General features: G+C 37.7%; 20 protein-coding genes. 11 read left to right on the plus strand and 9 right to left on the minus strand.

Annotation, left to right across the window (positions count from 1 at the left end):
- The first annotated feature begins 28 nt into the window (after positions 1-28).
- The 5 genes from HXV90_RS00300 (at position 29) to HXV90_RS00320 (ending at position 3,198) form a co-directional block, all read left to right on the plus strand.
- The gene (locus HXV90_RS00300; RefSeq protein WP_048392198.1) at positions 29-721 is read left to right on the plus strand and encodes a tRNA (adenine(22)-N(1))-methyltransferase; all 693 of its coding nucleotides are present in this window, start codon (positions 29-31) and stop codon (positions 719-721) included.
- Between the two features lies 1 nt (position 722).
- Positions 723-1,844 carry a Nif3-like dinuclear metal center hexameric protein gene (locus HXV90_RS00305; protein WP_269898089.1) on the plus strand — a complete coding sequence of 374 codons (1,122 nt, stop codon included), beginning with the start codon at positions 723-725 and terminating at the stop codon, positions 1,842-1,844.
- Between the two features lie 14 nt (positions 1,845-1,858).
- Positions 1,859-2,083, plus strand: a complete 225-nt coding sequence (locus HXV90_RS00310) for a hypothetical protein (protein WP_048392200.1) — start codon at positions 1,859-1,861, stop codon at positions 2,081-2,083.
- 112 nt (positions 2,084-2,195) lie between these two features.
- The gene (locus HXV90_RS00315) at positions 2,196-2,444 is read left to right on the plus strand and encodes a DUF2164 domain-containing protein (RefSeq protein ID WP_048392201.1); all 249 of its coding nucleotides are present in this window, start codon (positions 2,196-2,198) and stop codon (positions 2,442-2,444) included.
- A gap of 214 nt (positions 2,445-2,658) precedes the next feature.
- On the plus strand, positions 2,659-3,198 hold the full coding sequence (locus HXV90_RS00320; protein WP_048392202.1) for an NADPH-dependent FMN reductase: 540 nt from the start codon (positions 2,659-2,661) through the stop codon (positions 3,196-3,198).
- A 65-nt stretch (positions 3,199-3,263) separates the two neighbouring features.
- Here the strand turns inward: HXV90_RS00320 and HXV90_RS00325 are convergent, their stop codons facing one another.
- Positions 3,264-3,443, minus strand: a complete 180-nt coding sequence (locus HXV90_RS00325; protein ID WP_054550103.1) for a hypothetical protein — start codon at positions 3,441-3,443, stop codon at positions 3,264-3,266.
- 261 nt (positions 3,444-3,704) lie between these two features.
- Here HXV90_RS00325 and HXV90_RS00330 point away from each other — a divergent pair, with 261 nt between their 5' ends.
- Complete coding sequence (locus HXV90_RS00330; protein WP_066036443.1) at positions 3,705-4,331, plus strand: hypothetical protein; 627 nt, start codon at positions 3,705-3,707, stop codon at positions 4,329-4,331.
- Between the two features lie 73 nt (positions 4,332-4,404).
- On the opposite strand, the gene HXV90_RS00335 is transcribed toward HXV90_RS00330, so the two are convergent.
- The 3 genes from HXV90_RS00335 to HXV90_RS00345 all read right to left on the minus strand — a co-directional run bounded on the left by HXV90_RS00335 (position 4,405) and on the right by HXV90_RS00345 (position 7,667).
- Complete coding sequence (locus HXV90_RS00335; protein ID WP_269898090.1) at positions 4,405-4,941, minus strand: tubby C-terminal domain-like protein; 537 nt, start codon at positions 4,939-4,941, stop codon at positions 4,405-4,407.
- A 153-nt stretch (positions 4,942-5,094) separates the two neighbouring features.
- Positions 5,095-6,354: a dicarboxylate/amino acid:cation symporter gene (locus HXV90_RS00340; protein WP_066036441.1), complete on the minus strand. Its 1,260-nt coding sequence runs from the start codon at positions 6,352-6,354 to the stop codon at positions 5,095-5,097.
- Positions 6,355-6,617: 263 nt separating this feature from the next.
- The gene (locus HXV90_RS00345; RefSeq protein WP_048392207.1) at positions 6,618-7,667 is read right to left on the minus strand and encodes a TRAP transporter substrate-binding protein; all 1,050 of its coding nucleotides are present in this window, start codon (positions 7,665-7,667) and stop codon (positions 6,618-6,620) included.
- Positions 7,668-7,778: 111 nt separating this feature from the next.
- Here HXV90_RS00345 and HXV90_RS00350 point away from each other — a divergent pair, with 111 nt between their 5' ends.
- Both HXV90_RS00350 and HXV90_RS00355 read left to right on the plus strand, forming a co-directional pair.
- Positions 7,779-9,359 (plus strand): ATP-binding protein, encoded by a 1,581-nt coding sequence (locus tag HXV90_RS00350; protein WP_048392208.1) that lies wholly within the window; start codon positions 7,779-7,781, stop codon positions 9,357-9,359.
- A gap of 17 nt (positions 9,360-9,376) precedes the next feature.
- The gene (locus HXV90_RS00355) at positions 9,377-10,078 is read left to right on the plus strand and encodes a response regulator (protein ID WP_016993520.1); all 702 of its coding nucleotides are present in this window, start codon (positions 9,377-9,379) and stop codon (positions 10,076-10,078) included.
- Between the two features lie 47 nt (positions 10,079-10,125).
- Here HXV90_RS00355 and HXV90_RS00360 read toward each other — a convergent pair whose 3' ends face one another.
- The 4 genes from HXV90_RS00360 to HXV90_RS00375 form a co-directional block, all read right to left on the minus strand.
- The gene (locus HXV90_RS00360) at positions 10,126-11,094 is read right to left on the minus strand and encodes a 4-hydroxy-3-methylbut-2-enyl diphosphate reductase (RefSeq protein WP_048392210.1); all 969 of its coding nucleotides are present in this window, start codon (positions 11,092-11,094) and stop codon (positions 10,126-10,128) included.
- A 76-nt stretch (positions 11,095-11,170) separates the two neighbouring features.
- A complete protein-coding gene (vrrA, locus tag HXV90_RS00365; protein ID WP_004227219.1) occupies positions 11,171-11,665 on the minus strand; it encodes a VrrA/YqfQ family protein in 495 nt (164 codons plus the stop codon).
- Positions 11,666-11,826: 161 nt separating this feature from the next.
- Complete coding sequence (locus HXV90_RS00370) at positions 11,827-12,534, minus strand: response regulator transcription factor (RefSeq protein WP_004227221.1); 708 nt, start codon at positions 12,532-12,534, stop codon at positions 11,827-11,829.
- Positions 12,527-15,232: a sensor histidine kinase gene (locus tag HXV90_RS00375; protein WP_269898091.1), complete on the minus strand. Its 2,706-nt coding sequence runs from the start codon at positions 15,230-15,232 to the stop codon at positions 12,527-12,529. The genes HXV90_RS00370 and HXV90_RS00375 overlap by 8 nt, the downstream gene beginning before the upstream one ends.
- 373 nt (positions 15,233-15,605) lie before the next feature.
- Here HXV90_RS00375 and kdpA point away from each other — a divergent pair, with 373 nt between their 5' ends.
- From kdpA to kdpC, 3 genes are read left to right on the plus strand one after another with little or no spacing between them, the layout of a single operon-like run.
- Complete coding sequence (kdpA, locus tag HXV90_RS00380) at positions 15,606-17,300, plus strand: potassium-transporting ATPase subunit KdpA (protein WP_269898092.1); 1,695 nt, start codon at positions 15,606-15,608, stop codon at positions 17,298-17,300.
- Between the two features lie 15 nt (positions 17,301-17,315).
- Complete coding sequence (gene kdpB, locus HXV90_RS00385) at positions 17,316-19,379, plus strand: potassium-transporting ATPase subunit KdpB (RefSeq protein WP_269898093.1); 2,064 nt, start codon at positions 17,316-17,318, stop codon at positions 19,377-19,379.
- Between the two features lie 11 nt (positions 19,380-19,390).
- On the plus strand, positions 19,391-20,035 hold the full coding sequence (kdpC, locus tag HXV90_RS00390) for a potassium-transporting ATPase subunit KdpC (protein ID WP_115674097.1): 645 nt from the start codon (positions 19,391-19,393) through the stop codon (positions 20,033-20,035).
- Positions 20,036-20,085: 50 nt separating this feature from the next.
- On the opposite strand, the gene HXV90_RS00395 is transcribed toward kdpC, so the two are convergent.
- Positions 20,086-21,141 carry a 2,3-butanediol dehydrogenase gene (locus tag HXV90_RS00395; RefSeq protein ID WP_259419304.1) on the minus strand — a complete coding sequence of 352 codons (1,056 nt, stop codon included), beginning with the start codon at positions 21,139-21,141 and terminating at the stop codon, positions 20,086-20,088.
- Between the last annotated feature and the right edge of the window lie 186 nt (positions 21,142-21,327).

A 21,327-nucleotide genomic window follows, 5' to 3' on the forward strand; every position in this document is an offset into this window, starting at 1 on the left:
GACTCTATTGAAGATAGGCGGTATAAAAATGAACGCACAAAAACTTTCAAAGCGATTAGAAGCAGTAGCGAAATTTGTTCCTACAGGAGCAGTCATGGCGGATATTGGTAGTGACCATGCCTATCTACCATGCTATTTAATTCACAAAGGGACTGCCTCATATGCCATAGCAGGGGAAGTTGTAAAAGGACCTTATGAATCGGCGGTAGGACAAGTACAGAAGGAAAACTTAACTGAAAAAATTACAGTACGCCTTGCAGACGGTTTAGCAGCGATAGAAGAAGCTGACCATGTGGATACGGTGACAATAGCTGGCATGGGTGGACCATTAATTGTTTCCATTCTAGAGAAGCATCCAGAAAAGCTTCAAGGTGTCACACGTCTAATCCTACAGCCGAATATTCACGCCAAGGTTATCCGTGAGTGGGCTTTAGCACATCAATGGGCGATTCTTGATGAAGAGATTTTAGAGGAAGATGATAAAATCTATGAAATCCTTGTGTTACAAAGAGGGCAAATGGAGCTCTCTACAGCAGAGATTTTGTTTGGACCTAAGCTAAGCCTGCGTAAATCACCAGCATTTACGAAAAAATGGTTGCGTGAAAAAGACAATTGGCAACGTGTACTACAATCCATTGAAGGAGCAGAACAAACACCTGAAATTGAAGAAAAGCGTGCAGAGTTAACGGCTCTGATACATTTAGTAGAAGGAGTTTTGTAAGATGAAAACGGTAAATGGCCAAGAAGTTATTCAAGTGTTCGAAGCATGGTCGCCCAAAAAACTAGCTTGTATGGACAATGATCCAATTGGACTAGCGATAGGGACCCTCAACAAACCTGTAAGTAAAGTTTTGGTGACGTTAGATGTCAATGAAGCCGTGGCAAATGAGGCAATAGAAAAAGGCTGTGAGCTGATTATCGCACATCATCCACCAATCTTTAGACGCCTAGCGAATATCCGCACAGATCATCCAGCAGGGCGCTTATATGAAAAGCTCATTAAACACGATATTGCTGTATATGCCGCTCATACAAATTTAGATGTAGCCGAAGGTGGGGTAAATGATTTATTAGCAGATGCCCTACAGCTAAAAAACCGGTCAATATTAGAAGAAACGTATGCTGAGAATTTGTTGAAGCTGGCAGTCTTTATACCAACTGCTAATGCACAAGCATTACGTGAGGCGCTTGCAAAAGCTGGGGCGGGTCGTATAGGCGACTATGAAGCATGTAGTTATACAACGACTGGAGAAGGTCGGTTCCGTGCATTAGCAGGAGCTAATCCGTTCGTTGGCTCTGTAGGTGAATTACATGTGGAGGAAGAAGTAAAGGTAGAAGTTGTTTTTCCTGAATCCATTAAAGGCCGCGTGTTAAAGGCCGTGCTTACTAGTCATCCTTATGAGGAGCCTGCCTATGATGTGATACGTCTTGAGCAGCAAACAAATGTGATGGGATTAGGGCGTGTAGGTTACTTAACAAAGGACATGACGTTACAACAATTTGCTGAATTCGTTAAACAGCAACTAGATGTGCCAGCTGTGCGTGTAGTGGGTGATTTACAATCGAAGGTCAGCAAGGTTGCGCTTGTTGGTGGAGATGGTAATAAATATATCTATGCGGCAAAACGTGCAGGAGCTGATGTTTTCTTAACAGGCGATATGTACTTCCATACAGCTCAGGACGCACAAGCCATTGATCTGCAAATAGTAGATCCTGGTCATCATGTAGAAAAGGTAATGATTGCAGGAGTAGCAAAGAAAATGGCTGAACTATGTGAGGATAAAAAATATTTGGTTGAATTCATCCAATCAACGATCCATACAGAACCATTTTTATTTGTATAAGTGAGGGAACTAATATGGCTAATGAAAGACCAGCTGGTAATAAAGCAGGCAAGCTATGGATCATGATTGGTTTATTCATCGTTGTTTTTGGTATTGGTATGACGGTGATGACCAATATGGTCAATGATAAGAAAATCGATGCAATGACACAGCAATGTGAAGATGATGGTGGACAAGCAATTGTAGCAAAGGAGAAAAACTTTTTATCCACTAGCTACTCATTTGAATGTAAACAATGAGATGGGGCTGAACGCTAGCAGTACTAGTGTTTCAGCCTTTTTGAATGCAAGGAATCTATGAACAGTGATAAGATGTAGATAAAATTGATTAACAGAAGTGGAGAGAGTTGTCTTGTTTATTCGTTTATCTAAAGATCAGCAGGAAATGATTCTTGCTGATATTCAACGTTTTTTTTATAATCAGCGTGATGAAGACATTAGTGAATTTGAAGCTGAACGTATGTTAGATTTTATCAAGGAGCATATTGCCCCCTATATTTATAATGCTGCCTTGTCAGATGCCAAGTATGTTGTGGAAAGACAATACGCCTCTATTGAAGAGGAATTAGAGGCATTGGAGCAGCCCATTAAAACAAAATAATCCTCTTTATCCCTCTAGATTAAATATTTGACAGGAAAGAATGGTTGATGATACCTTAATCTTGAATTAGAGATAATTCAATTCTAACTATTCAGAGCTAATTAACAGGTGATGAATAAAGGGATATTTTTCTGACCAAAATGGTTACGAGTGGCGAACACGTACGATAAATCGTGATGGAGTCACAAGAATGGATGATAAGAGGAGGCGTCATATGTTAAAAATCGGTATTATTTTAGGAAGTACGCGAGAAGGTCGTGTAAGCCCACAAGTTGGAGCTTGGGTAAAGGAAGTTGCGGAAAAACGTCGTGATGCGGAATATGAAATAATTGATATCGCTGAATTTAAATTACCATTTTTAGGGGAGCCAGGTGGAGATACTTCTGGGGTAGCTGCATGGTCAGAAAAAGTAGCAGCTTGTGACGGCTTTGTCTTTATTGTTGCTGAGTACAATCACTCTATTACAGGTGCATTAAAAAATGCATTAGATTATTTACGAGTTGAATGGAACAATAAAGCTGCTGGTATCGTCTCTTATGGTTCTGTTGGAGGTGCGCGTGCAGCAGAGCATCTACGAGGAATTCTCGGAGAATTGCTAGTTGCAGATGTTCGAGTACATCCAGCATTATCATTATTTACTGATTTTGAAAACGGCTCTGTCTTTAAACCAAAAGAGGTGCAAGCAGATTCAGTTCATCAAATGTTAGATCAGCTTGTGCCATGGTCAACTGCTTTGAAAACAATTCGATCCTAAACTTAAAGTTTTGATTCAGACGGCCGCTTTCAGAAAGCGGTCGTTTTTTGATGAGGTAAAATCCATTAATGTTTGATTTCTTCAAGGACTTTTTCCTTTAAATCATTCTCCATCGAAGATAGTTTTACTGTATTGGTGAGACGCTCTTTTAGTTCTTTATCTGTCATAATGCCACGTTCCTCTAAGATTTGTACAAGCAGATTTAATGTTAGTATATTTTTAATATCCGCTGCTTTTGATGCCATATAAAACCCTCCATAATGATAGAATTACTACTTCTTAAGTGTACTCCTTTTTGAGAAGCATGACACAGAAAGGACAAAACAAAGCAAATTTATTTCGCGTCCCGGAATATATAGGGAAAAATAAGCGATACAAATTCCATTATGAAAAGTGGAGATACTGTAGGGACACTGCATTTTAATATGAAAAGTATGTGCTGTTTCAAACTAGAAAAGCGAATATTGTAGTAAAAGGGGACATACCTTCCTATCAGGAGGGATTCAATGGGTAAACGGTTTGGGCTTGTCATCGGACTGTTGGTAGTCATTATATCTATGTTGGTCCTATTTGATAGATTTGCAGGAGAGAAAAGGTCAGAAGCAAATAAAGAGGCTCAATCGCTTATAACAAATGAAGAGTTGAGTCTGGTTCGATTGAAGGATAAGCTACTTGAAAAGTATGTCGGCATTGACGTTAAAACGACGGAAGAAAAGGAATTAGTAATCCAAGTTGTAGGCGGAGAAGACTATTTCCAGTCAATTAAAAAAGATATGGAATCCATAGCAAAAAATGCTTTAAAAACGTCTCCCTTAAAGGACTATCCCATAGTTTTTGAAAGATGGGAGTTTACCTCCTTGCTTGATAACAACAAGATAATGGGGGATGATATGAACCTTTTGATGGAAGATTTAATTGCGGGCTTAGAAGCTTTTGACGTATATGAATATTTAGTTATTGAAAATCGAACAACCATTACCATACAAACAACGATTAAGGGCGCTACGCATGAGGCACTTGAGTTAGCTTTAAGGATGGAAGAAGCCATCAAGAAGATTGTACAAGCAAAAGCATCACAAAATGCTTCCTATGTTATTAACATATTAAATGCCCAACGAGAAAAAATAAATTAGCTGTGTAGAAAAATAACATAGGATTAAGGCATCGAGATTTTAATGCTCGATGCCTTTGACATGTTTAAAGTAGCTATGTAGTTGTTGCAAAGAGAGCTTGATAAAGAGTTGCTAGGAGTGCAACAAAGCGCATATCATCCGCATGGAAAAGCTTAAACTGTATACCTATCTGTACTAGCTCAGTCTCAATAGAGCTTGCACTCGCAATCTTTTCATCATTGCAATATAAATAAGCAGTAGAGGTAAAATCCTTTTCAAAACGAAATTCTAAATCGTCCATTGTAAATGAATAAGAGGATTCTAATAATTGCACTGTTTTCCGTTGAATGGGTATCAAGCTGCCATCAGGCATAACAATTTGATGGCTGACTCCTTTTGTTAACAGGGTAGATTGTACTTGAAAAAGTGATGCACCTAATGTAGTTCGTGTCTCATAACGGTACGGTAATGTTTGCTGTGCAGCTACCAGCAAGACAGCATTCAGTACTTTACCAGCAGAGGTACGCTCCATTTTTTGAAGTACACATACTGTTTCGTTCTGTTCATTCACGATTGGAATATCAGTGAAGCTTTTAAAGCCCTTCGGATAGGTAAGTGTAAAAGTTGTCATAAAGAAACCTCCAGTCATTATTTATACGAGTAGGTAGTCGATGAGGTTTCAAGAAACTAGCTCTACGGTGTTTTTATCTACTTGCCTCTTTATAAATAAAAGAACAGGCTGCTGAAGTAGCAAATTATTTCCGCTTTCAGCAGCCTGTTCATTTTATGACATTTGGGTATGACCGGATAGAGCACGCTTTTCCTGCTCTGTATCAAATTCTTTTTCCATTTTTGACACGACCACTGTTGCTACACCATTACCAATTAGATTTGTAACTGCACGTGCTTCTGACATGAAACGATCTACGCCGATTAAAAGGGCAATCCCCTCTACTGGGATCATCGGGAAGGCTGCTAATGTTGCTGCAAGTGTAATAAAGCCAGAGCCTGTTACACCAGCTGCCCCTTTAGAAGTAAGCATTAAGATGGCTAATAACGTAATTTGATGCCAAACATCTAAATCCACACCATAGGCTTGCGCAATAAAGATAGCAGCCATTGATAAGTAAATGGATGTTCCATCTAAGTTAAATGAATAGCCTGTAGGAATCACCAGCCCAACCACTTGCTTTGAACAACCATAGTTTTCAAGCTTACGCATCATGGAAGGTAATGCAGATTCAGATGAAGATGTTCCGATAACGATAAAGATTTCATCTTTAATGTACTTGATAAATTTAAAAATACTAAAGCCAAAGTAATGGGTAATCAATCCAATGATCACAACAATAAAAATGAACATTGTAATGTAAACAGATAGCATTAAAAATCCTAAGTTTCCTAATGATTTAAGTCCAAAATTTCCGATTGTATAACTCATGGCACCAAACGCCCCAATAGGAGAAATTTTCATCACCATGTTAACGATTTTAAAGAAAATATCTGCAACTTGCTCGAAAAATTTAATAACAGGTTTAGCTGGTTCTCCAATCGCCGCCGCAGCTAGTCCAAATAAAACAGCTGAGAACAAGACTGGTAATAATTCACCATTTGCTAAAGCACCAACTACATTTTCAGGAATAATTTGCATAACAAATGCACCTAAACCATGCTCTGCCGCCGCTGCTTCTGTATATTGTGAAACATCAGCACCGCTTGCTGCATCTGTATTAAAACCTTTACCTGGTTGAACAATATTGACAACGATTAAGCCAATTGCAAGGGCAAAAGTTGAAACAATTTCAAAATAAATTAAAGCTTTTCCACCAATTTTACCAACCTTTTTGACATCCCCCATGCTACCAATGCCGATTACGACTGTTAAGAAGATAATTGGTGCTATTAACATTTTAATAAGTTTAATAAATATATCCGCCAAGATTTTGAGCTTTGCCCCGAATTCTGGGAATGTTGCTCCGACGATAATCCCTAGTACAATGGCAATCAATACTTGTACTGTTAAGTTTTTAAAATTTATCCGCATATAGTTCTCCCCCTACAACATCTATGAATATTGTGTGAACGCTTTCATATGGCTATCATAGCTGAAATTTTCCGACAATAGTGTTTATGACCGTAATGGTTGTATTGTTCATTTTGTTCATTCTGAGAGAAAGGGGTATTAAGGCTAGTAATATCAAGGGTTTTAAGCTGTTTTATAGTAGTTATGAGATTCGCGAATCTATTATAATACAATAGAAAAAATCCTTACGTTTTGTAAGGATTTTTCATTAATGAACAAAAGTATTAGGGATCAACGATTTTTTCAATCTCTGCTAAGATTTGATCGTTTTGAATATGGGCTCTATAAAAATCATAAACAGGTGCAAGTTGTTCCTTAAAGCGCTGTCTTTCTTGGGGACTCATTGTATACACATCAAAATCATCTAGCTGTTTCAGCTTGTCCATATCTTGTTCATTCATAAGTTCAGCCTGCTCAAATTGCCAATCGGTTGTTTCTTTCATAGCATCCAACAACTGATGCTGAATTTTGATAGGTAGAGAATTCCAAAAGGTTTCATTCATTAACACAGCATAGCCTAAAATCCCATGCTGAGTGATAGTCATATGCTTTTGTACTTTGTAAAAACCCTTTGAATAGATATTAGAAGCGGTATTTTCTTGTGCATCTATTGCATGCTTCTCTAAATCCGAAAAGACCTCACTAAAAGAAATAGGTATAGGTGTTGCTTTGACCACTTCAAATTGCTTTTCTAATGTTTTACTTGGCATCGTACGCACTCGTAAGCCCTGTAAATCTTCAAAGTTATGAATAGGCTGCTCAACAGAGGTTAGATGCTTAAACCCATTGTACCAAAAGCCAAGCCCTTTAATATGGAACGGCTCTAGCTCATTAACCAATTGTTCACCAATAGAACCCGTTAGGACTTCCTTTACTTCCTCATTTGTATTAAACAGAAAGGGTAAATCAAGCACCTGCCAATTAGGAACATAAGCTGTCATTTTAGAAAAAGTAGGGATGATCATTTCCACTTCTCCCTTTTGCAATGCCTGAAATTCATTTTCATCATTAAATAAAGAGGAGTTGGAGTAGACATGTACTTTGACCTTCCCGTTTGTTTTTTCTTCTACTAGCTCAGCAAATTTGTTGGCAGCTTGGCCTTTAGGGGTATTTTCAGCGACGACATGACTTAAATGAATTGTTATCTGTGTGTCTAAACCCTTTTGCTCATCATCATAGGGAAGTGGCTTGGCGAATAGTAATCCTTGTTGAACACTGATAGTGAGGATTAACACAAGCACAGTTATAATCGTACCAATAATAAATTTTTTCATTGTATACACCCAATTAATTCGTATTTTCTGATGTTTTTGTTATTCTAACATATGGAGTAAGCTAAAATATAGTAGGAGGGAGGCGGTCAGTTGAAATTTCAGAAGTTATCCATGCAAAGAAAAATTATGTCTCTGACTTTTTTTATTCTCATGCTTTCCTTTAGCATTGGCGGTACTTTTTTGTTAGGTTTTGTCATGAATGAGCAAAAGACCAAACTAAGTGATCAAGCACTCCTTGTAGCAAAAACCGTCTCTCAGCTTCCTGAAATAAAAACATATATTGCTAGTGAAAATTACTATGATGCCGTACAGCATATTAATCCTGTTGTAGAGGAAATCCGTGATATCAATGGGGCAAAATATATTGTTGTTCTTGATATGCAACGACGAAAATATTCCCATCCTAATAGCCAGGAACTTGGTCGAATATCTCAATCTGGAGATTTAAACGCCGCTTTTTCAGAGCATTACTATACGTCAATTGCACGTGGAGAACACGGTAATATGGTTCGTGCGTTTGTTCCGATTATGAACCATGAAGGACAACAAATAGGTGTTACAGTAGTAGGGTACAGTGTTCTTACGGTAGTGGAGTTACTGCAAACAATGCAAACTGAACTAATGGTTACTGTTCTATTATCATTACTATTTAGTGTATGGGGAGCACGAACATTGGGGCTTCATATGAAAAAGCAAATGTTTGGGTTAGAGCCGCATGAAATTGCCAAAATGTATGTAGAACGTACAGAAACGTTTAATGCCATGCACGAAGGCATCATTGCTATCGATAATGATTTGACCATTACGATTTTTAATGAAAAAGCCTGTGATATCTTAGGCGTTTATGAAAAACCCTCTACATTGATTGGACAGAAAATCTTTCATGTCTTGCCAGATACACGACTTCCTGAAATTTTAGAGCTGGATCAGCCGTTATTTAATCGTGAGCTGTATATTAATAATCATAGTATTATGAGTAATCGAATTCCGATACAGGTGAATGGCGAAACTGTTGGGGCAGTGGCCATGTTTAAAGACCGTACGGAAGTGAAAAAGCTTGCCGAAGAATTAACAGGCGTTAGAGCATTTGTCCAAGCCCTTCGTGTACAAACACATGAACATAAAAATAAACTGCATACGATAGCGGGTCTTTTACAGCTAGGTCATCATGAACAGGCACTTTCTTACTTAACACAAGTGAAGGAAGAGCATGATGAAATCACTAACTTTTTAAACGAACGAATAAAAAATGAAAATATTTCTGGGCTATTGCTCAGTAAAATTTCCTATGCGAAGGAACAAGGAATTCGATTGGAAATTGACCGTGAAAGCCGATTTACATCATTTCCAGCTAATTTGGATCATCATGATTTCGTCATTCTCTTTGGTAATTTGATAGAAAATGCGTTTGATGCATTAAAGGATGTACAGGTCGAGGAGAAGGTGATTCATGTTTCTGTGGATGAAGATGATGACGTATTAGCCATATTAGTAACCGATAATGGTGTTGGCATGACGGAAGAGGTCAAGCAGCACATTTTTGATAATGGTTATTCTACAAAAGAGAAAAACTACCGTGGAATAGGGTTATTTTTAATAAAGGAAATTGTCGAAAAAGGGCAGGGTGACATCGAAGTCATCAGTGAGCCTAACAAAGGAACAAGTTTTTTAATCACCTTTTATTATTCATAATGGATGGAGGGCTAGCAGTGGCACAGATTAGAGTATTATTAATTGAGGATGATCCAATGGTACGAGAGGTAAATCGTCAATTTATTGAAAAGGTAGAGCATTTTCAAGTGGTTGGACAGGCACCTAATGGGTTAGAAGGCATTACGCAAATTTGTCAACTGAAGCCTGATTTAGTTTTTATGGATATTTTTATGCCAGAGCAAGATGGTATTACAAGCTTACGCAAAATACGTGAGCTCGATCTACCAGTAGATGTTATTACCGTGACGGCCGCAAATGATATGGAGACAGTGAAACAGATACTGCATCTAGGTGTTTTTGATTATATTATGAAGCCTTTTTCTTTTGAACGTGTTAAAGGGACACTTGACAATTATTTACGCTTTAACAAGCAAACTCAAACAGAACGAGAGCTCACACAGGGAGAATTAGATCAGTTATTTCATTATCGTGATGGACAAACTATGTTGGATCAATCTGTTACATTGAAATCCGAAAAAAATCTCCCAAAAGGTTTTAATCGTACAACACTTGAAAAGGTTGTGCACTTTTTACAATCGGTGGATGGTGCCTCAGCGGAAGAAGTAGCCAGTGGAATTGGCATTGCCCGCGTAACAGCTAGAAGATATTTAGATTACCTTGAAAAACAAGAGGAAATCACAATGGATGTCCATTATGGTGGCATTGGTCGTCCTATAAACTATTACTTTAGTAAATAAAGAAAATCCTGATTGTCATAATAACAATCAGGATTTTTTGCGATTAACTAATAAGGCATGATTTTATCAACAGGTGTTGGTGTCTTAATCTTTGGCAGAATTTTATCTAGTGTTACTGTACGCTTAATCTCGTGTGTAGATGGATCATTTTCATCAAATTGATCAAGGAAGTTAATAACCTCTTTTACAATTGGTGTTGGCGTAGAAGCACCTGCTGTTACAGCAACGATGTTGATACCTTTTAACCATTCTACTTTTAGCTCTGAAACATCTGCAATTCGATAGGATGGTGTTCCTGCAATTTCTACAGAAACTTGTGTTAAGCGGTTCGAGTTATTGGATTTAGGATCACCTACAACAATAAGTAAATCCGCTTCACCTGCTTGCTGTGCAACAGCCTCTTGACGTACTTGTGTAGCTAAACAGATCTCTTTGTGTACCTCAATATGTGGGAATTTTTCTTTTAAACTATCCATTAAATGGGCGACATCCCATTGGCTCATTGTCGTTTGATTTGTGACAAGTAATTTATCATTCGTTAATTGTAAAGCATCAATATCGTTAGAAGACTGTACTAAGTGGACATGATCCGGGGCAACGCCAATAGCACCCTCTGGTTCGGGATGTCCTTTTTTACCAATATAAATAATGTCATAGCCTTCTGCTGATTTTTCACGAATTAAATCGTGGGTAACTGTTACATCAGGACATGTAGCATCAATGGACACTAAGCCTTTTCGCTTCGCAATCTCACGAATTTCCGGTGAAACACCATGTGCTGTAAAAATGACAGTACCTGTTTCAACTTGTTCAATAATTTCTAGGCGGTTATCACCATCTAACGTGATGATACCATCCTCTTCAAACGCATCTGTGACGTGTTTATTATGCACAATCATCCCTAAGATGTAGATAGGTCTTGGTAATGTTTTATCAAGTGCGGCGTTACGAGCGATCACCATCGCATCCACAACACCGTAGCAATAGCCACGTGGATTAATTTTTAATACTTGCATGGTGGTTGTGACTCCTTTCAAGCTTACCTATCTACATTATAACGGACAGTGACAGTGAATACAAAGAAACGTTCATTTACATTGGTGGTTGGAAAATACGTGGTTTAGATGGAAGTGGCTCGGGAGGCGTAAATGATGCACTTTGCCTAGATGACCGTCTACTTCCAGCAGCCTTACTATCGCTTCCTGCTGCTTCTGTTGCTCCACCGCCAGCGGAAGGAAGTCCTTGGAATCCTTTATACAATTTTAAAAGTGATGGAATATTTTTCACCATCGGCATAGCTTGTTGGATATAAGGGGTATAGGTTTTGGCTGTATTAAATAAACTGTTGGCTTGCTGTAAAAATGAACCGACTTTCGAAGCTTCTTGCACAGGTGGCATCGGCATTTGCCCTCCAAATGAACCTATTCCATTAGCCATTGGAAAGCCGCCTGGAATTCGTGGTTGAACAGGGAAGCCTCCAGGCGGGAAAAAGGACTGTGGCGACATCTGTGGAGGTGTTTGCATGGGCATGGGCATTCTCATGCCACCCGGATACATTGGGTATGGATAAGGTGGTCGAAATACCATAATGATCTCCTTTCTACTTGTTTTTCATTGATGACATACCTGACTATAGCTATGATATGCAAAGGCTAATAGGAGGGTTCAATAAAGCTACATAAAAGCAAAATGTAATATGGAATTTGTAAAGTAGAAGTCCAAATACAGCTAGACCTTAGGCTCCATATTCATTCATCCTCTTCATGATAGCGAAGCATTCGGTAGCCTACCCGTACATGTGTCTGAATAAGTTTGGGCTGTGCTGGATTAACTTCTATTTTTTTTCGAAGTGTAGCCATAAAAACTCGTAAACTTGGAACATCTGATTGAAGAGCGTTTTGCCAGATTTCCTTTAAAATATAATTATGTGTTAGAACTTTCCCAACATTTTTGGATAAAACAATTAAAAGTTTATATTCAATCGGCGTCACATGTATTTCTTTTCCATTTACAAATACTGTATGATCAACATAATTAATTTGAAGATAACCATTTGTGAAAATGGGATTCTCTTTTTCAAGTGGTTGTTCATAGGCCATTCTTCTTAAGGCAACCCGAATTCTTGCTAATAATTCTTCCACACTAAATGGCTTTGTTACATAATCATCTGCACCTGCATCCAAAGCATTAATTTTATCATGTTCTTCTCCACGAGCACTTACGACGATAATTGGTGTTTGATTCCAACTTCTAATTTTTGTGATTAGTTCTACGCCATCTATGTCTGGTAGACCTAAATCTAAAATAAAAACGTCAGGTTTTATGGTAAGAGCCTTTTGAAGGGCACTATTACCATCACGTGCAATGTCGAATTCATAATGGTTTGTCGCTAATGTCATTTTAATTAAATTGGCAATTGCTACATCATCCTCAACTACTAGAATTCTTTTACTCATCAAATTTCATTACTCCTTTTTTCAGCGAAAAGTTAAAAATCGTTCCTTGCGGTTTATTATCTGAAACGTTTATGCTGCTACCATGTAATTTTAAAATTGTTTGACAGAGTGCTAAGCCTAAACCAAGACCACGTCTACTATCACTGCGTTGTACTTTTCCAGTTGTAAATGGCTCAAACAAGCTACTTTTTAAAGCGTCATCGATTCCAGGCCCATTGTCAGAAATACTAAAACTTACGAATCCATCTGATTCTTTCACTATGATCGTAATGGCACTACCTGGTGGGGTGTAAGTCAATGCATTATCGATGATATTAATGAAAACTTGTATGATGAGTCGAGCATCCATTAAAGCAAATAAAAACTCAGGTTTAATTTCATAAGATATTTTATGTGTATTGTTTTGACGAATAACATGGGAAAGTGCCTCTTGAATAATATCTTCTACTAGTTCAATTTGCATTTCTAACGCAAATTGCCCATCCTCTAACTTAGATACAGCTAGTAAATTTTCAACCATTTGTACAAGCCATTTTGAATTTTTATAAATATCTTCATACAATTTATTTTTTTCAATCTCTGGTATTAATGGTGCATTGTTAAGTAAGATATCTGCATTTCCAGAGATAGCAGTGAGTGGTGTCCTAAGGTCATGAGAGATTGCACGTAAAAGGTTAGCTCGCATCTGTTCCATTTCAGCTTCTCGCGCTACTTCCTCATTAAGTTTCTGTAAATACCATTTATCCAAAGCGAATGAAAAATCATTAATAATGGCGTGCAAAATATTGCGCTCAAATGCAGGCAATGGGGAAACTTTAGATAGGGCAATACCTATAACACCCTTCACATCTCCATTAGAAATAACAGGTATATAATAAGCGTTCACTTCAGGAAAGATGTCTGTAGATATACCTGCTACATGCCTATTATTTGTAACCCAACTAACAACACCACATTCATTTGGATTATCGAAAAGTACAGCTATTTTTTGATTTTCACTACTAGACATTGTTTCAGTACGAAAGAAAGATGATTTCTCAATTACCTGGTTATTTATTTCGAAAAATTGTACAGGCTTTTCTACTAATTTAACAATTTGAGACATGCCTTCAACTATTATTTCTTCAATAGACTTAGCATGTTGAAGCCTACGATTTGTTTCAAGGAGCACCTCCATTCGATAAGATTTACGAATGGCTATAATGGTTTGCTCCTTTATCTTCTTTGTTAAGCTACTCGTAATTACGCCAGAGATAAACATGATAAAAAATGTCATTGGATAGTCACGATGATAAGCATCAAATGAAAATCGAGGCTCTGTAAAAAAGTAATTAAAAAGTAAGACAGCAATAATGGAGTTAATAATACTCATCATCGATCCAGTTGACCAAATAGCAAGGATGAGGACCCCTAAAATGTAAATTGTAATGATGTTTGACTCGCTTATACCAATTGAATATAGATACAAGCCGACAATTGATATGAAGCAAAATACGATAAACATTTTGAACAAATCAAGCCATTCAAATGATAATTTATTACTAATACTAGGAAAATAAAATGGTTCATTTTCTTGATCTGGTACTATGTGTAAGGCTAAGTTCGGAACAAATTCATTCAGGCGGTCACTTATTTTTGTGCTTGGTCGCCACCATTTTTTCCTCATACTTGTTCGTCCGATAACAAGTTTCGTGACCCCACTAATTTGAGCATAATTAGCAAGGGCTGCTGCTACGTCGTCTTCTTGAACAATGACGACATGGCCGCCAAGCTGTTCAACAAGTTTAATGTGTTGTTGTAATCGTTCTGAATTTGCACTACTTCCTTCTTGCTCTTGCAGGTTTTGTACATAAAGAGCAGTAAATTTACCGTGTAATGCTTGTGCAAGTCTTGCAGTGGTTCTAATAACTTTTGCATTTGTAGGAGAGCTACTGATACCAACTAGTAGGTGTTCTTCAATTTGTACAGGGTGTTTGACAGATTCATGGTTGTTTATTTGTTTATAGTTGATTGTATCCGCTGCTCTACGTAATGCGATTTCTCGTAATGACACTAAATTTTGTTTACGGAAAAAAGAATGCAGTGCTTTTTCCGCTTGTTGTTTTGCATAAACTTTACCTTCTTGTAGGCGTTGTATTAGTTCATCTGGTTCAATGTCTACAACTTTTATTTGAGATGCTTGATCAATTAAGTAATCAGGGATACGCTCTCGTACTTTAATGTCAGTAATTTCTTCTACTAAGTCATGAAGGCTTTCAATATGTTGAATATTTACAGTTGTATAAACATGAATCCCCTTTGACAGTAGTTCTTCAACATCTCCAAAACGCTTCTTGTGCCGCATTGCTGGTACATTGGAATGTGCCAATTCATCGATAAGAACAATTTCTGGTTTGCGCTGCAATACGGCATCAATATCTAATTCATAAAAAGCTTTTCCTCTATAGGTTATTTTTTTCGTCGGAATTTGCTCAAGCCCTTCTAGTAAAGCTAACGTATCTGGACGAGGATGTGGTTCTACATAGCCAACCACCACATCTTTACCTAATTTTTGAGCTTGATGTGCTGCATCTAACATTGCGTAAGTTTTACCTACTCCAGCAGCATAACCGAGAAAGATTTTTAAATTCCCTAAAATTTGTTGCTCCTGTTGAAGTCTTGCTAAAAACATCTCAGGAGTTGGACGTGTATTTTCCATCCTCGTTCACCTCATTTGTATTATAGCGTTAACTCCCATTAAGAAAGTATAAAGATTTTGCCTCTTTATGCTTTCTTAATAGAAAAGTAGATTTCCTAACACTACATTAATTTGAAAGTCAGTATGATGAAAACAACCTAAATGAAGGAGGGTTATTTTATTGATGGACTTTTATATGGTTGTATTGTTACTGATAAGCTTCGGAAGTCTTTTGTCATTAACTACATGGTGCTTCAAGCTAGTGGATGAGCAATAAGGAGGAGATAGGAATGTGGATTTTTATCGGGATTGTACTTGTATTCTTGTTTGGTTATCTAGGGCATGCATTACTTTGTCCTGAAAATTATTAAAGGCTGTTAGGAGGTAATGCACTATGTGGCAAATAGCCATAGTATTAATTATTTATTTACCGCTCGTTATCTTAACTGGGCATTATCTATATCGGGTAACATTACATCAAAAAACATGGCTTGATCCTATTCTAGACAAAGTTGATGCAGTAATTTATAAATTGTGTGGCATTAAACAAGTAGATATGAATGGTAAAGAATATGTACTTTCATTAATACTTTCAAATGCAGTTATGGTTTTTATTGGATATTTTTTGTTGCGCATTCAAGCATTCCTGTTTTTAAATCCAAATAATATTAGCAGTATGGAAGCTACACTATCATTTAACACGATTATTTCTTTTATAACCAATACAAATCTTCAACATTATAGCGGTGAGTCTGGACTCAGTTATTTATCACAGATGCTAGTCATTATCTTCATGATGTTTACATCTGCAGCTACTGGTTATGCAGCTTGTATGGCGTTCTGTCGTCGCCTTGTTGCGAAAACAGATACTATTGGGAATTTCTTTATTGATTTTGTTCGTGTTATTACGCGTATTTTAATGCCTATCTCCATCGTTGTTGCCATTATTTTAGTATCTCAAGGGACACCACAAACCTTAAGTGCAAATAAAACAGTACAAACGATCGAAGGAAAATTACAAGATATTGCACTTGGACCTGTCGCTTCTCTAGAATCGATTAAGCATATAGGTACGAATGGTGGGGGCTTTAACGGAGCCAATTCAACAACACCTTTTGAAAATCCAACCGTTCTCTCAAATATAGTGGAGATGTTATCGATGATGCTATTGCCGGGCGCTTGTGTAGTTGCCTTTAGTTTGATGATTGCTTATAGAAAAAAGAAAACTATTTTTGGAAAACAAGGTTTAGCTATTTTTGCAGCAATGAGTATATTGTTTCTACTCGGATTAGTGACTGTGTACATAGCAGAGAAGGCTGGTAATCCAATTATAAGTGAACTCGGTATAACACAGGAGCTAGGGAGCATGGAAGGAAAAGAAATGCGTTTTGGTGTAGTACAATCAGCATTATTTACCACTGTCACTACTGCGTTTACAACAGGATCTGTTAACAATATGCACGATACATTGACGCCTCTTGGGGGTCTAGTACCGATGTTTAATATGATGCTAAATGTTGTGTTTGGTGGTAAAGGGGTCGGCCTGATGAACATGATGATGTATGTTCTACTAACAATTTTTATTGCCTGTTTAATGATTGGGCGATCTCCTCAGTTTTTAGGTAAACAGATTGAAGAGAAAGAAATGAAATTAATTGCTCTATGCATTTTAATTCATCCGGCTATTATTTTGCTATTTTCAGCACTAGCAGTTGTAACACCAACAGGAATAGCAGGCATAACGAATCCAGGTGCTCACGGATTATCACAGGTTTTATATGAATTTGCTTCAGCTTCTGCCAACAACGGCTCAGGGTTCGAAGGGTTAGCAGATAATTCCACATTTTGGAACGTAACAACAGGACTTGCAATGTTCTTTGGACGATATTTAACCATTATCATTCAACTTGCGATTGCGTCACTACTTGCCAAAAAATTTTGGCACAGTGATTCAATAGGAACATTAAAAACGGATAATACTACTTTTACTTTTTTACTAGTGGCTATCGTTTTAATGATTGGTGCCTTAACATTTTTACCAGCTTTAGCACTTGGTCCAATTACAGAGCATTTACAACTTTATTCTTAATGGAGGAGTGAGCATATGGAAACAGTAAGAAAGAGTTTTTTGACAAGTAAGATGCTGAAAAATGCAATGATAGACGCTTTAAAAAAGTTTAGTCCCACTTATATGCTAAAAAATCCTGTTATGTTTGTTGTAGAAGTAGGATTTTTGTTTGTGGTGCTATTAGTTCTTTTTCCAAATATGTTTGGGAGTATAGTAGAAGAACATGCTCGATTATACAATGGAATAGTTGCTATCCTACTTTTTGTTACAATTCTATTTGCTAATTTTGCAGAGTCAATTGCAGAAGGAAGAGGTAAAGCACAAGTTCAAACTTTAAAAAAAACAAAGACAGTGACACAGGCTCGTGTGTTACTTCATGATGGTACGGAAATCCTTAAACAGGCCAATGACCTAAAAAAAGGAGATATTGTATTAGTTCAAGCTGGAGAGGTAATTCCAAATGATGGGGAAGTCATTGATGGCATTGCTACTGTGGATGAATCGGCAATAACAGGTGAATCTGCCCCTGTTATAAAAGAACGAGGTGGCGATTTTTCATCCGTTACGGGTGGTACGACGGTTACGAGTGATTGGTTGATGATTGAAATTACTTCATTGCCTGGCGAATCATTTCTGGATAAAATGATTACGCTAATTGAAGGGGCTAGCCGTAAAAAAACACCAAATGAAATAGCCCTTAATACACTTCTAGTAAGTTTAACAATTATCTTTCTGTTAGTAGTAGTGTCCCTCTATCCAATGACTATTTATTTGAATGTGCCAATTTCTATCGCCACATTAATAGCACTTACAGTTTGTTTAATTCCTACAACGATTGGTGGATTATTATCCGCAATTGGTATTGCAGGTATGGATAGGGTAACACAATTTAACGTCATCGCAATGTCTGGGAGAGCGGTGGAAGCCTGTGGAGATGTGGATACATTAATCTTAGATAAGACTGGCACGATAACATATGGCAATCGAATGGCAGCTGAGTTTCTACCAGTAAAAGGAATTTCCAGTGAAGAGTTAATGCAAGCTGCATGGCTTAGTTCTCTAACAGATGATACACCTGAGGGAAAATCTATCTTATCGCTTGCTTGCGAATTAGGGGTGAATACGGACGGTGAAAAAAGTATTATCCAGACAAGTAAACATATTCCCTTTACTGCACAAACACGAATGAGTGGCTTGGATAGGGTAGATGGCACAAAAATTCGAAAAGGTGCCTATGATACGATAAAAAGAGAGAGTTTGAAGGCAGGGTACAGTATTCCTTCAAATCTAGAGTTGCTGGTTCAACAAGTATCTACAGTAGGGGGGACGCCTCTGGTCGTAGCACTGAATGATAAAATTTTAGGCGTTATTTATCTAAAGGATATTGTCAAGGCTGGACTAAAGGAACGTTTTGAACAGCTTCGTGAAATGGGGATTAAAACCATTATGTGTACAGGAGATAATCCACTTACAGCAGCAGCCATTGCAAAGGAAGCTGGAGTAGATAGCTTTATCGCAGAAAGCAAACCTGAGGATAAGATTCAAGTCATTAAGGATGAACAGGCACAAGGGAAGGTAGTAGCAATGACTGGTGATGGTACAAATGATGCACCAGCGTTAGCGCAGGCCAATGTTGGGCTTGCAATGAATTCAGGTACAAATGCAGCAAAAGAAGCAGCTAATATGGTTGATTTAGATTCAAATCCAACTAAAATTATTGAAATTGTAGAGATAGGGAAGCAGCTTCTGATGACACGTGGCGCTTTAACAACATTTAGTATCGCTAACGATATAGCAAAATATTTTGCCATCATACCTGCTATGTTGATGGTGGCTGTACCTGAGATGAGCGCATTAAACATAATGAAACTTAATTCTTCAACAAGTGCGATTATTTCTGCCTTAATTTTTAATGCAGTCATTATTCCCTTGTTAATTCCAATTGCAATAAAGGGAGTAACGTATAAACCAATGAGTGCTACAAAACTTTTGAATAAAAATTTATTAGTCTATGGTATAGGTGGTATTATAGCTCCTTTTATTGGGATTAAGTTAATTGACATACTAGTTGGTCCACTATGCCGTAGTTTTGGGCTATAGGAGGAAGGTACATGCGAAAACTATTTATGAACTTAAAGCAAGCAATTCTGATTACAATAACAATGTTTATACTGTGTGGGCTAATCTATCCTTTTGCGGTGACTGCTTTAGCTCAAGGATTACTCCATCATCAAGCAAATGGTAGTTTACTAGAAATCAATGGTAAAGCTGTTGGTTCAGAACTGATCGGTCAATCCTTTTCAGCACCATCATATTTCTGGGGACGTGTTTCAGCCATTCATTACAATGTTTATACTGAGGATGATACGGTACCAGACAAAAATGGTCAGTTAAATTATAGTGGTGTGACTTCTGGAACTTTTAACTATGCACCATCTAATCCAGAATTGAAGAAGCGAATTGAAGCAGATATCAAGAAGTTTCTACTTGCAAACCCAACAGTAAAACGCCAAGATATACCTGCAGATTTAATGACAGCTTCTGGCTCAGGGCTGGATCCACATATTAGTGTGAAGGCTGCAAACATTCAAGTGAAGCGCATTGCCCTAGCAAGCGGTCTTTCAGAAGAAGAGATTGAAAAAATCATTGAAGAAAATACGGAGAAACGAACACTAGGAATCTTTGGAGAAAATAAAGTGAACGTTCTAATGGCGAATTTAACTATCATGAAAAAAATGGATAATAGACAAGAATAATAACTATAAAATCAGGTAGAGAAATGCTTTATTCTCTACCTGATCGTATTTTATGCTTGAGAATTTACAAGAATTTTAATATGATTACGTTCCATCATTAATGCCTCAAAGCCTTCTGTTACCACTTCATCAAGAGCAATTCGTTTCGTAACAAGCTTGTCTGCAGGGAAGTAACCTTGGGTCATCAGCTCCATTACGGCTGGGAAAATATCGCGGTAGGCAATAATTCCTTTGACTGTTCGCTCTGATAGAACGATATTGTTCGGTTGGATAGCAGCTGTAGACTCCCAAATCGACACGATGATTGTTTCACCTTCAAAAGTTGTTGAGTCAATAGCTTGTTGTAATACCACAGGAACGCCCGTTACTTCAAAGGCAACATCTACACCACCATTTGTTAATTCATGTAGACGCGCAACGGCATCTTCCTCTTTAGGATTAATGACGGCTGTTGCACCAAGTTCTAAAGCTTTTGCGGCACGCTCTGCTGAAAGCTCTACAGCATAGATTTCTGATGCGCCCGCTGCACGTAATGCTTCAATGACAAGTAGCCCGATTGGTCCTGTTCCAAAGACGGCAGCTTTGTCACCGGCTTTTAATTTACTTTGACGCACAGCATGTAAAGCGACTGCTGCTGGTTCAACAAGTGCTCCTTGCTCATAAGAAAGCCCTTCTGGCATTTTGTGAACCATTTTTTCATCTACCATTGTATATTCGGAGAATCCACCGCCACCGCCTGAAAGACCGTGAAAACCTAAATGTTTACAAATATTATATTTACCTTTTTTACAGGCAGCACATTCGCCACATGCAAGGATTGGTTCTACTACTACAGGATCACCGATTTTAACAGATGTAACACCATCGCCAATTTCAACTACTTCACCTGAAAATTCATGTCCCATTACAATAGGTGCGATGTCTTTACTTACATAGTGAGGTTGCTCCACTGGAATAAAGATTGGCCCAGCTGCGTATTCATGTAAATCACTGCCACAAATCCCTGTCCAATGTACTTTGATTTTTACTTTTCCAGGTGCGATGACTGGTTCTTCAATGTTTTCTACACGGATGTCTTTTGCTTTATACCATCTTGCTGCTTTCATAATCTACCAACCTCCCATAATATCTTACAGCTCTATCATAACATGTGGGGAATCTGCTAATCATTAGTTCCCTATAAATTGACATAAAAATTACATATTACAAGCGTTTTCGAACATTGTTACAGCGCTTTTATGATTGCATATTCTGCGTATTTCAAGTACCTTTGATAAGGGCTTTGTTACGGT

The organism is Lysinibacillus sp. JK80 (assembly GCF_027557635.1).
Lineage (GTDB): Bacteria > Bacillota > Bacilli > Bacillales_A > Planococcaceae > Lysinibacillus > Lysinibacillus capsici.

Excerpts from the sequence above, each read along its gene's own strand:
- HXV90_RS00300 (WP_048392198.1), top strand. The coding sequence starts at position 29 with ATGAACGCACAAAAACTTTCAAAGCGATTAGAAGCAGTAGCGAAATTT.
- HXV90_RS00305 (WP_269898089.1), top strand. The coding sequence starts at position 723 with ATGAAAACGGTAAATGGCCAAGAAGTTATTCAAGTGTTCGAAGCATGG.
- HXV90_RS00310 (WP_048392200.1), top strand. The coding sequence starts at position 1,859 with ATGGCTAATGAAAGACCAGCTGGTAATAAAGCAGGCAAGCTATGGATC.
- HXV90_RS00320 (WP_048392202.1), top strand. The coding sequence starts at position 2,659 with ATGTTAAAAATCGGTATTATTTTAGGAAGTACGCGAGAAGGTCGTGTA.
- HXV90_RS00325 (WP_054550103.1), bottom strand. The coding sequence starts at position 3,443 with ATGGCATCAAAAGCAGCGGATATTAAAAATATACTAACATTAAATCTG.
- HXV90_RS00330 (WP_066036443.1), top strand. The coding sequence starts at position 3,705 with ATGGGTAAACGGTTTGGGCTTGTCATCGGACTGTTGGTAGTCATTATA.
- HXV90_RS00335 (WP_269898090.1), bottom strand. The coding sequence starts at position 4,941 with ATGACAACTTTTACACTTACCTATCCGAAGGGCTTTAAAAGCTTCACT.
- HXV90_RS00340 (WP_066036441.1), bottom strand. The coding sequence starts at position 6,354 with ATGCGGATAAATTTTAAAAACTTAACAGTACAAGTATTGATTGCCATT.
- HXV90_RS00345 (WP_048392207.1), bottom strand. The coding sequence starts at position 7,667 with ATGAAAAAATTTATTATTGGTACGATTATAACTGTGCTTGTGTTAATC.
- HXV90_RS00350 (WP_048392208.1), top strand. The coding sequence starts at position 7,779 with ATGCAAAGAAAAATTATGTCTCTGACTTTTTTTATTCTCATGCTTTCC.
- HXV90_RS00360 (WP_048392210.1), bottom strand. The coding sequence starts at position 11,094 with ATGCAAGTATTAAAAATTAATCCACGTGGCTATTGCTACGGTGTTGTG.
- vrrA (WP_004227219.1), bottom strand. The coding sequence starts at position 11,665 with ATGGTATTTCGACCACCTTATCCATACCCAATGTATCCGGGTGGCATG.
- HXV90_RS00370 (WP_004227221.1), bottom strand. The coding sequence starts at position 12,534 with ATGAGTAAAAGAATTCTAGTAGTTGAGGATGATGTAGCAATTGCCAAT.
- HXV90_RS00375 (WP_269898091.1), bottom strand. The coding sequence starts at position 15,232 with ATGGAAAATACACGTCCAACTCCTGAGATGTTTTTAGCAAGACTTCAA.
- kdpA (WP_269898092.1), top strand. The coding sequence starts at position 15,606 with ATGTGGCAAATAGCCATAGTATTAATTATTTATTTACCGCTCGTTATC.
- kdpB (WP_269898093.1), top strand. The coding sequence starts at position 17,316 with ATGGAAACAGTAAGAAAGAGTTTTTTGACAAGTAAGATGCTGAAAAAT.
- kdpC (WP_115674097.1), top strand. The coding sequence starts at position 19,391 with ATGCGAAAACTATTTATGAACTTAAAGCAAGCAATTCTGATTACAATA.
- HXV90_RS00395 (WP_259419304.1), bottom strand. The coding sequence starts at position 21,141 with ATGAAAGCAGCAAGATGGTATAAAGCAAAAGACATCCGTGTAGAAAAC.